6 protein-coding genes and 1 pseudogene are annotated in these 11,340 nt (G+C 64.6%); 3 read left to right on the top strand and 4 right to left on the bottom strand.

Annotation, left to right across the window (positions count from 1 at the left end; translation table 11 throughout):
- Positions 1-348: 348 nt before the first annotated feature.
- Positions 349-843 carry an AAA family ATPase gene (locus IPJ59_RS26175; RefSeq protein ID WP_293273795.1) on the top strand — a complete coding sequence of 165 codons (495 nt, stop codon included), beginning with the start codon at positions 349-351 and terminating at the stop codon, positions 841-843.
- A gap of 1,715 nt (positions 844-2,558) precedes the next feature.
- Here IPJ59_RS26175 and IPJ59_RS26170 read toward each other — a convergent pair.
- Complete coding sequence (locus tag IPJ59_RS26170) at positions 2,559-3,533, bottom strand: hypothetical protein (protein ID WP_293273794.1); 975 nt, start codon at positions 3,531-3,533, stop codon at positions 2,559-2,561.
- Positions 3,534-3,960: 427 nt separating this feature from the next.
- Positions 3,961-4,155: pseudogene (locus IPJ59_RS26165) on the bottom strand (hypothetical protein); the annotation flags it as partial.
- 810 nt (positions 4,156-4,965) lie between these two features.
- Between IPJ59_RS26165 and IPJ59_RS26160 the strand changes: the two are divergent.
- A complete protein-coding gene (locus IPJ59_RS26160) occupies positions 4,966-6,372 on the top strand; it encodes a hypothetical protein (protein ID WP_293273792.1) in 1,407 nt (468 codons plus the stop codon).
- 1,861 nt (positions 6,373-8,233) lie between these two features.
- Positions 8,234-9,112 carry a hypothetical protein gene (locus IPJ59_RS26155; protein ID WP_293273791.1) on the top strand — a complete coding sequence of 293 codons (879 nt, stop codon included), beginning with the start codon at positions 8,234-8,236 and terminating at the stop codon, positions 9,110-9,112.
- Between the two features lie 21 nt (positions 9,113-9,133).
- Here IPJ59_RS26155 and IPJ59_RS26150 read toward each other — a convergent pair whose 3' ends face one another.
- A complete protein-coding gene (locus IPJ59_RS26150) occupies positions 9,134-10,888 on the bottom strand; it encodes a hypothetical protein (protein ID WP_293273790.1) in 1,755 nt (584 codons plus the stop codon).
- 2 nt (positions 10,889-10,890) lie between these two features.
- Positions 10,891-11,304 carry a hypothetical protein gene (locus tag IPJ59_RS26145; protein ID WP_293273789.1) on the bottom strand — a complete coding sequence of 138 codons (414 nt, stop codon included), beginning with the start codon at positions 11,302-11,304 and terminating at the stop codon, positions 10,891-10,893.
- Positions 11,305-11,340: the final 36 nt, after the last annotated feature.

The following is an 11,340-nucleotide window of genomic DNA, read 5'->3' as shown; positions in this document are numbered from 1 at the left end:
GATATGCCGAGGATGTTCGGACACGCGCCCTTTCACTCGACCTGGCTGAGCGTGTGGGTCGATTCCCAACACTCGGCTGATGCTCATCGATTGAGCTTCCTCACCTTGAGGTTCTCGTTGCCAACCTCATTCTTGGGACAGACGCTGAACGCGTTGAGCTTCTGGGAGATGCGAAGCTCGGCGAGATCATTCTTTCCGCTGCATTGTCCAACTGGCCGATGGGCCGTGGCTAAACTATCTTATGTCGACGCTTCGGGCAGGAAGCAAAGGGGAGTCAACTCCACCGATGAAACTGAAAGGCTCCATCGAAAACCTTCGTAAGTGCTCCCACCCTACGACCACGACGAAATGAAGAGAACCTATGTTTTCGATTTCCTGGTGACGGACCAGACGCGCGAAGCGTTCCGTTGCTTCTGGAAGAACGCCATCGAACTGTACTCCGCGCTCCACAAGCTGGATGCTCAACGATCTGGCGATTCCAGGCGGAGCCGTGACCGCCTCCAGCACGATATCAAGACGCGGCGTTTTGCATCGCGCTTGCCTGAGCCTCAGGACGAGGACCGTGTTTTTCGATTTGAGCAGGTTCGGTTTGCGCCGAAGGTGGGCAGCCGAGATGTCGACTATGTGTCGCTATCCGACGGCGAACACCAGCTCGCGCAGATCTTTGGGACAATGTGCATGATCGCGGACACCAACGTCCTATTTCTCCTAGATGAACCCGAGTCGCACTTCAACCCGCAGTGGCGTGTCCGGTTTATCTCACGGTTGATGAATCTGCCCACCGCCCAGGGGGCCGCGGCGCAAGCGACGATAGCCCCCCGGCCCAACAAGACTGCCTGCTGACGACGCACGCCCCGTTTGTTCCGTCCGACATGTCACGGGAGAATATCTTGATTTTCAGGGAGGGATGGAATCGAAGGCCGACCAAGGGGCCCGGGTCAAGGTGCTGCGCCCCGGAATCCAGACTTTCGGCACTGCGTTCGACACGATCCTCCAAGAGTGCTTTGATGTACAACCTCCAATCTCCGCCCGGTCCCGGGAACAGATCAAGCAACTGATGGAGAGCGAGGACCCCGAAGAGATTAAGGCTGGGCTCGCTGGCCTTGGAGACTCTGTGGAAAGGGTCTTCTTGATGGATCGTCGCCGTCAACTGTTGAAGTAACAAGGTTAGTAGGTATGTTTTGGTTATTCCATCGCGGCGACGACGACCGAGAACAACTGGGTTCACGAGTGTGTTCAGGCTGTGCGGGCGATCCATGGGTTTGTAGACGCCAACCAGGCGTTTCCTGCGTGGCCTGACCTCCTGCCCATGGCGTACCGGGAGCGCTTGAGGAGGCGAAAAAAGCTGTGCGAGTTCCTCCAAGCATATGATGTTGCGGTTCGAACGTTGGCGAAGGTCGAGCGAGACTTCGTGCTTGCAGCGCTTGAGAGCGAGAATCGTATCCCAGAATTGTTGTCGGGTACTGCGGACTGCGCTCGGATGGATGAACTTCCGCAAAGTGTGAGAGGCCAATCGCAGCTTTATTCAACTATGCATTCGATATTCTCGGTCCGCGCGAGCTCGACGTGCGGACTCGCATTACACTGCGATTCACCAGGCTTTGCCCACGCCGGTATGTCCTTTTTGCGGCATATGCTTCCTCAGCAGCCCAGGAGGGCCCCAGGAGGACTTAGATCATTACCTTGCCAGGTCTATTTATCCGTTTGCGGCGGCGAATCTGCGCAATCTCGTGCCCATGTGCCACGATTGCAATAACAAATATAAAATGGATGCCGATATGGTCCGGTGCTCCAACGCGGCTCGACGCATGGCATTGACCCCTACGACTTTGCGGCCATAGTTAAGATCTCCGTTGAGGGGAGCAAGCCCTTTATTAAGAAAAAGAAGGAGCGATGCTGGATGCACAGGATTGGACCGTCGCCATCATCCCGCAGACGCCTCAGGTCCAGACCTGGAATGACGTATTCTCGGTATGCGAGCGCTATAAGCGCAATCATCTTCAACCATGGTACAAGAGATGGGTTGACAATTTAGTAAGTTCGCCCGAAAGAGCATGGATGTGTATTCCGAGCAGGGATTGATCGACATGCTCCGCTCTCAAGAAGAGAATCTGGAAGATGAAGGGATCAGCGACCGTGCTTTCACCAGCTGCCGTGTTTCGAATGTTCGTCTGCACTGCGAGGCGGGATACCAAGATGCCCTGGACCATCTCAGAGGGTGGCTCTACCCGCCTACCGATGCCTTGCTGGAAGCTTCTGAGTTCCAGCCAGAAGTCGAGCATTCAGACGCGAGAGAGTCAACTCAGATCGACACTATTCCGTTGCCCTTGATCGCGTTGGGCCCACCCTCCGGGACCTCTGGGATCTAACGCGCCCCCCACTGCTGCCTGCGGAGTCGGTCTGTTGCCGCGAGCGAGACGCCTACCAATCCGCTGGACGAGTCCAACGGCGCTCACGTCACAAAGGTCCCTCGGGATTAGCGACAGTAGCCAATCAGGGTCAGGACGTGGGACCTGCACCCGACCCTCGCCGGGCTCGCGTGGGAGGGATCGCGGGCATCAGCCCTCCTGCATGCCGAGGCTGCGGGCGAGGGCGCGGATGCACGCGAGCGGGCGGCCCTTGAACACCCGGGCATCGGGGACGCCGCCGGCCCGGGCGGCGCGGGCGAGGATGCCGTCGATGGTGTGCGCCTGGAAGCCGGTGGCGATGAGGACGAGGTCGTAGCTGCGGCGGGCGATGCTCTCGCACTGGGCCTGGACCTTGCGCGGGTTGCCGTCGCACCAGCTGATGTCGAGGCCGAGCTGGTCTTCGAGCTGGCCTTGAGGTCGGGGTCGTCGCGGTTGCTGACGAACAGGGCCGACTTGCCGCGGACGCGGGCGCGGACGAGGGCGGCGAGCGACTCGTCCTCGGCCTCCGCCGGGGCGAGGGCGGTGAGGTCGAGCTTGATGCTGTCGTAGTCTTGCTCGAGCTCGGGTTCGCCGGACGTGGGGGCGTTTCGCAGGTGGGACTTGAGGTCGCGGAGGCGGCGACGGAGGCGGCGATCGGCGTCGGGGAGGGTGTCGTCGTCGAGCTGACAGCTCCTCGACCAGGAGCTGGGCGTCGTGGAGGACCTGCCGGGCGTCGCCGTGGGCGGGGCAGCGGAGGTCATCGGCCCAGCCGTAGTCGTCGAGCGGGACGTCGCTTTGCATGGCGCGCTCGCGGTGGGTCTGGACGAACTCGCTGGCGTCGTTCCAGGTGCGCGGGAGCAGGGCCGCCTTGATGCCGAGCTCGCCGACCACGCAGTCGGGGCGGGCGTTCATCTGCAGCGCCTGCACCGAGCCCGGCCACATGATCTTGCTGATGTTGGTGAGCTCGTGGGCGATGCGGCGGACCAGCATCGCGACCTTGTGCTCGCCGGCGTACTGCTCATCGAGGCCGCGGGCCCGGCAGATCCAGCCGAGCATGTGGACCTTTTGCAGGCGCGGGGCCATGAGGGCGAAGTCGGGGCGGGCGTCGGCGATCTCCCAGGCGCTCACCGACGCGGGGGGGTTCAAGGGGCGCCGCTCGGTCTCGGGGCCGGGCTCACGGTGGAGATCGGGGCGGCTCGGGCTCAGGCTCGGGCTCGGCTCGAATCTTGCGGAGGTTGGAAACCGGGGCAGGCGGACTGTCGCAGCGTACGTCGGAGGTGAGGTCGACGGCGACTTCGCTGCGGGCGAGGTGATCCGAAGAGGGCGCGGGCAATCGTCGACGGAAACATCTGCGCGAGCAGGTGTTGGAGCGCGGCGTGGGCGTCGTGGCCGTGGCCGTGCCAGCGCTCTTGACCGCGCCACACGAGGCACTCAAACCAGCCCTGGTGACGCATCTGACCGCGGTAGCCGTGCTCTCGAAGGAGCTGAGGAAGCCACCGCTCGTCGTCGTCGATCACAGGCCGCTACGCTAGTCGTTTCCCCGAGCCGCCGCAACGCGCGCGGGGTGCGGCGCGACAGCGAGCTGCCAGCGCACGGCCTCGATGCGGCTGCTGACCACGACCATGGCCTTGGCCGTCCCGCCAAGCAGCGGGGCCACGTGCTTGCGGTAGTGCTCGACGACGACCTGCACCTTCTTCATGGCCGGGCGCGTGTAGTTCTGGAGCACGTCGAGGATGAACTTCTCCTCGATGGCCTGGCGCATGGAGTAGTCCTGGCGGGACTCCGAACCGCACCCGCGTCCGCAGTTGACGCCAGCACACAACGCAAGCCATTCTGTGGTGGCCTCCCGAATGTCACTGCGCGACAAACAAGAGATTGGAGAACTTCGGCGCCAAATCGCCCAACTTGAGGTCGCATTAGGGCCGGAGGCCCTGACGGTCCTGCACCCGCTCATGCGAGAGAATGATCGTCTAAGCCATTCGCTGATCGTGGCCCGAACCACGATAGAGCGGCTCCAGGCGCAGCTCAAGCATGCCAACGCAGCCCTTGAGGCCGCCACGAATGCCCACGCCCCGCCACAGCCAGACCATTCGCTTGCTGTTTTGCAGACCACGGAGGGCGTTTCAGCGGCCGCACGCAACCACTTGCTTGAGCTCTACCACGCCGCAAGCCACGACTCCTACATGCGAGAAGCACTCGCTTCGCTCGTACTCACGTACCGCCGTGGCCGAATACCTCCACCTGGCACGAGTGACGAGCTAACGAAAGCGCTCCGCGTACGAGCCTATAACTTCTTTCGTTGGCTGCGCGAACGCTCGCCTCTGATTGTGGAACACGGTCGTGACCTGAAGGCACGGGTCATCTACGCACTTCAGCTCGAGCACCTGGGAGCCGAGGAATTTCCAAGCATTCCTTCCCACAGGCGCCGAGTCAGCGACCGTGCACCGGGGGACCTCGCGGCCACGATCAGCACGCCAGTCGACGCAGCGCGCAAGCCAGCGAAAGTACGCTAGGCGGGGGCTCGCAACAGCGCTTCGCTCGGCGTGGGGGCTCAGAAGAGCGCTCGCGGATCTCAGACTTGACAACCCTGGCGCTGACACGGCTTAATGTTCGGCCGAACGTGCAGAGGTATCAAATCATTCAGCCCACGGAGGTCGAGCAACGTTTCGACAACGGCGACATCGCCGCTGCCGCACAGGTGCTCGCAGCACGTAGCGGACGCCTCCTGACGCTTCGACGTGCATTGTATCTGCCAAAGGAGGCGGCCCTCACGACCCTGGGCGTGCCTGACGTCGATACCCTCATGAGCGGCGACCTTTGGGAGTACGGTGTGGGGCCCACAAGAGCGCGAGCGCTCCACGTCGCGCGCGAGGCTGTGTGGCAACTACGAGCCCTTAAAGCCAAGGGGGACAAATCGCAGGTAAGGCGCGTCGGGCACGATCACATGCGTGCTTGTGGCATCGACGAAGGCATGATCGATAGTTGGCGCAGGGACGGCTTCTTGCTTGAGAGTGAGCACCCAGGGTTTTACTGGCAGACGCAGAGCTTTCGATCCGCTTTTCATGACGAAACATCGATCAGGTGGTCGCCTGATGCGGATGAGATCGCACAGATCATGACACATGCGGAAATGCTCCTCGACTCACTCTCAGGGTTTGCGCGAGAGGTTGTGATCGCGCTACGCGACGCGGCGCTGGCGGGCGAGTACACTATGATTGGAACCGTCCGCCAAGGGCTTGCCATGCTTCGTGCACTGGGTCACCTGGCGGCGCGCGAGGACACTGTTGGAAACCACCGCGAGGACAGCCATAGCTTTCACCAGGTCGTGAAGTGTGAGCGTCGTTTCGGATCTGCTTTCGTCGAGAAGGGATATTTTGAGACCTGGGTGTTCCTTCCGAGGTCCCACCTGCGGGGAGCGCGAAACGGGCTCGAAACAGGGGCGGTAGGCGCTAAGGAAGCGGACAATCTGGACAGCGTGGTGGAGCCTCGACCCAACGCGGAGGCCAGCGTGGTTGAGCCTCAAGCGGAAACTGCCGCGCGACTGAGCACAGTACCCGCTCACTGGAACAGTCTACGGGGTCGCTTGGTTGACTTCAACGAGGCACTGGGAGTGGTTGGGGTCTCACGTGCAACGTTGACGATACTCGCACGTGAGCAGTGGATTCGTGGGGCACGGGGGGCAGATGAGGGAATAACTTTTGATGGCACACTGCTCTATGAATGGCTCCTGAACAGGGGGGTGAGATGTCACTACGCGACAAGCAGAAGATTGCAGAGCTTCAGCGCCAGATCGAAGATTTCCGAAACAAAGGATGATTCATGCAACGTATCGGCATTTACGGCGCTGCGCGTGGGCTGGGGAGCACCCTGCTCGCCGCGCACCTCTTCTACTTCCTCCGCGAACACGGCGTTCGCTGCAGCGCGTCAAGCAGAGGGTTCCGGGGAGGTCGCCCCCTGGGGCTCGCGCGATGGACCGACATCTTGACGACTCCGCGCGAGCCTACCTGCTACCAAACCGAGTCGAGGACACCGCTCGGCTTCGGCGTCCATGTCTTGGATCTCCACGCCGAACTCATCGCCGCAGAGCTCGACGAGAATGCCTGCGAGAGCTGGGTGATTTTGATCCGCGACGAAGCATCGCTTCAGCGCGGGCTCCAGCTCGCGCATGGACTTGAGGGATGTGTGGTGTTGGTGTGGAACGGCACTGACAACGCGCTGCGCCGACGCGTGAGCCTGCCATGTGGGCGCGTTCGAGTCGCCGCTGCCGCACTTCCCAAGAGCGAGCTGCTACGTCGCGCTGGCGAGGCCATGGCACCGATCTGGCGCCTGCCCGGAGGTGCGGGTTCAACAGCGGGACGCGCGATGATCCGGGTTCTGCGCGAGCTCCTGGACCAACGCTCCGCCGCCGCTCTCCACGGAGTGGCCCGCGTGATCGGCGGCCAGCCCCCCGCCCCGACCACCTGCGGCCATTGCCTCCTGTGCCGCCGCGGCCAGGCCGCGCCGCGCGCGAATCTCAGACTTGACAACCCTCGCGCTGACACGGGGTCGCTTGGTTGGGGGCACGGGGCGGGGTAGATGAGGGAATAACGGTTGATTGTAGGCCGCACACTTCAAGGCGGCGGTTAAGGAGGGGATGAGATGTCACTTCGCGACAAGCAGAAGATTGCAGAGCTTCAGCGCCAGATCGAAGATTTGAAAGCCGCACTGGCACTGAGGATCGAAGCCACAACTCCTCCCAGACCCGCCGACGATCTTGCGCCCGAGGCTCGTCCACCGTCGCCGCTTGCGCCCGAGGCTCTAGCGCCTGACGGTAAGGCCACGGTTCAGGTCCGATCTGTGCGGCCCAGAACTGCCGACTCACGCACTTGCTTGAAATTTATAGAGGCGGCAAAAGTGCCTTGCTCGGTCCATCTTTTTCAGCTCTTGAAGGATGACCCACAGCTTGATCATGGACTGGCCGCACTCGTTGGCGCGCACAAGTACCACTGGAGCGTGCCACCTGGTCCCGCGGAGGACATCGCAAACGCTCTCCATATCCAGGACCGCGGATTTTGTCAGCGGTTGCTGAGAACAGGCTCGCCTCTGATCTCGAAAACGGGCACGAAGGACCCTCGAGGGCGGGTAGTCTATGCTCTCAATCTCGCACTTTTGGGCGAGGAAATACGGCCCCCAACTGAAAAGGTGAGGCCGTGGTTAGACGACAGTGGCAAGCTGCTCATTGAGCAACCAGCCCCTAGCCCCGCCCCCCGCCCCGCCCCCTCCCTGTATGATCAGCAGTTGGCTCGCGTAGCTGCCCTCGAGGCTAACAGCGCCAGGTTCCTCGCACTCCTCGACTCAAGAGCAACTGCCCTCGGCGCAGCCCTCGACGCACCCATCCCACCGTCTGCCGTCGACGCAGCCCTCGCACTCCTCGACGCAACGAGTGCCCTCGACGCAGCCCTCCCTGCCTCTTCTGAACGATCAGTGTTACGGGAGAACCTTGACCAACTACGACAGTCCTTAACAACCGAGGAGCTGACAGCCGGCGCGACTGGGGCTAGGCTTGCGGGGCGAGGGATTGGCGGCGGCCAGGGCGGGTGTCGAGTCCGCTGGGGTGACAGCGGCCCGGGCGAGGTCTACGCTCGCCGTGTGACGCGCGCGCCGATCCTCGCCGCCCTCGTCCTCGCCGCGTGCGGGGGCACAGCCGGACCGCCCGGGTTCTCGTCTGGGCCACCGGTGACGAGCGTACCGGAGTCGACCAGCGGCATCTCGTCTACCAGCGACGCGTCGTCCACCGGCCCGGCCGACGTCTCGGCCGGCAGCTCGGCAGCTCGAGCACCGGCATCCTGCGTGACGTCGGGACCGCAATGGACTTCGGGCCCGTCCAGCCGCCGGGCTGCCAGGGCAAGGTGGACATCCTGTTCGTGATCTCGCGCCTCGGCACGATGGTGACCGAGCAGACGCAGCTCCTGGCGAGCTTCCCGGGCTTCATCGACACGATCGAGCAGGAGCTCGAGGGCTTCGACGTTCACATCCTGACGGCGAACCCGGACGGCCTTTGGCCGGGAAAATACGTCTGTGAGACCGGCGATGGCGCCTGCAAGGATTACTTCCCGAACTGCGGCCCGACCGCCATGGACTACCAGTGCGGCGTGTACCCCGAGCTCGTGACCAAGTGCGACGAGGTGCTCGGCGCTGGGCTGACCTTCAACACGGGCGGCTACGCCGCGAACAAGCTGTGTGACCTCCACGGCGGCCACCGCTACATCGTCGGCGACGAGCCGGACATGGCGGGCGCGTTCGAGTGCATCGCCAAGGTCGGCGTGTCCGGCGACGACGCGATGGGCGACGCGATGATCGCCGCGATCTCGCCGAAGCTCAACGGGGTGGGCGGCTGCAACGAGGGCTTCCTGCGCGACGACGCGTTGCTCGTCGTCGTGCTGATCACCGACACGAACGACACCGAGTCGCAGTCCTTCGACAAGACGCAGTACGAGGCGATCGTCGCGGCCAAGGGCGACGCGGACGCCGTCGTCATGCTCGCGGTCGTGCCGCAGCCGCTGGGGGACGCAGAGCCGGTGCCGGGCTGCTCGTACGACAACACTCCCCCGCCCTTGTTCGGCGAGCTGTTCTCGCGGTTCTCCTACACGGTCGTCGGCGACACGTGCGCATCGAGCTACGCGCCGTTCTTCGACGAGGCCGTGGGCAAGATCAGCGAGGCGTGCGAGAGCTTCGTCCCGCAGTGACGCGCAGGCGCGGCGTCAGCCTCAGCCGCTGATCCGCGTGATACGGGCCTGGGTCTCGCCGTTGACGGTGATGTAACCCGCCGGGGTGATGCGATCGAAAGAGTCGCCTACGACACCGAGCGCCTCCGAAGGCCCGACGCCGGGGTACCAGTGATCGAACGCGACGGGGCCGAGCACGTCGACCTTGCGACCGAACACGTAGCCCCGCAGCTTGCCGTTCTGCGTCACCGCGCCCGCGACGAGCGCACGGCCCTGACTGTCGAGCACGACGTCGCTGCCGTACGCGAGGCCGTCAGTCGTCGCGTCGTTCTCGAACCACACCCGCTTGCCGTCGACGCCGTAGCGCGAGGTCAAGATCTCGTACGTCGAGCACGACTTGTCGCAGCGGTAGCCCGTCGTGACGAGCCCCTGGGGATGGAGCGCGGCGCCGAAGAACGCGCTCTGTGGCCAGCCGTTGTCCGCCGGTGCGACGCTCACGGGGCCGACGAGCGCCGCGGTGTGGACGTTCATCGGCACGAGGATGCCGCGGAGCATCGGGTCCTGGTTGTCGATGTCCGGGTCGTGCTTCCCCTTGCTCATGCCGACGATCCACGCGACGTCGCCGTCGATGACGACGTCGTTGGCGAGGTCAAAGAAGCTGTGAGGCAACTGCATCGGCGCGACGTAGTCGAACGTGTCGCCGAGCGTCTGTTCGCCCGCGGCGTTGATCCGCCAGTAGGCGATGTCCCAGTCGCCCATGACTCCGGCGAGGCCGACCGCGAAGCAGCCGCCCTCCGCGTCGGCGGCGAGCGCCCGGACGACGCGGCCCACCGTTCCCTCGATCTCGATCCCGGTCGCGTGGCCGTCCGCATCGAGCAGGACGAACCGCGGCCGCTGATCCTTGCCCGGCGGCCGCACGTTCATCGCGACCCACATGCGCCCGTCCGGCAGGACCGCGACGTCGACCGCGCCGCCCTCGCGCGTGTCGAGCTCGATCGTCCCCTCGGGCCACAGCTCCGCGCCCGTGACCCCCGATCGCTTGCGGATCGTCGGCCGCGGCACGCCGCCGACCTCGGTCTGGCCGACCTCGATCAAGTCGCCGTCCGGCGTGACCGCGACGCGGTTCGTGCGGCTCCCGTCTGGCCCTGCGAGCGACCACGCCTCCGTCCCCGGCGCGGGCGCCTGGACCGTGAAGCCGTCAGGCTGGCTGACCTCGTTCGGGCCTTGCTTGGCGGTGACGATGACGTCGTGCCAGCCGTCGTCCACCGCGCCGAGCACCGGCAGCGCGCCGGTGAAGAGGCCGCCGCCCGCGTCGATCAGCGCGCCCAGATCGGCGCCGTCGAACGTGACGGACACGGAGCCCGTGTGCATGGTCTGGACCGCGAGTGACACGGGGCCGGCGGCGTAGACGTTCGCCGGCAGGTCGACCCACACGATCGTCGGCTTGTCCGCGTCCACCACGGGAGGGCTGTCCTCGGTGTCGGTCGCATCGCCGGTGTCGGTCGCATCGCCGGTGTCGGTGCTGATCGGCGGGGCCGTGTCGATCGCGTCGGTCGTGTCGGTCGCCGACGCGTCAGCCCCGTCGCTGCCGATCGTGCCTGAGCTCGTCGGCGACGCGCCGCTCGTCGTGGTCTCCGGGCCGCCGCTCGAGCCGCTGCCGTTGCTTGCGAACTGCTCTTGTTGCGCATGATAGAGCTCGTACTCGGGCGAGTGACAGCCCGAGAGGAGGACGGCAGCGAGGGATAGGCGGCGCATGGGGAAGGAAACTTTAGCGGACCAATCGATTTCGCGCAGCATGATCAAAACCTCCCTTGGAGGACCAGGCCGCCGATACCCCGACCGCCCCACGGCGCGACCGCCACGCGGTTCGGTCGCCTGCCGGTCGCCATGAGCACCGCGCCGGTCACGACGAGCGCCGCGCCAGTCACCCCGAGAGCGACCGCCCCGGCCGTGGTGGCGATGTAACGGTTGTCCAGCGCGGTGACTCTCGCCTCCTCTGCGGGGGTGCCAGGCCGTAGCCTCGTGGCGGCGTTGATGCCCGCCAGCTCCTCGCGCCCGTCGCCGCGGTAGGCCAGAAGCCCGGCCATCGGCGCGAACAACAGGAAGCCGGGGACAAGCGTCCCCACCCCGACCCGGAAGCGGCGGAGATCGGCGCGGTCGACCGGCGGCGGGGCGGGGGGCGTCGGCCCCACGATGATCTTGTCACGGCCCACGCTCCCACCCAGCGGTCCGTCCGTAATGGCCTCGTC

It is taken from the genome of Nannocystis sp. (genome assembly GCF_016714285.1).
Taxonomy (GTDB): Bacteria; Myxococcota_A; Polyangia; order Nannocystales; family Nannocystaceae; genus Nannocystis.
This window is presented reverse-complemented; position numbering and strand designations above follow the sequence as displayed.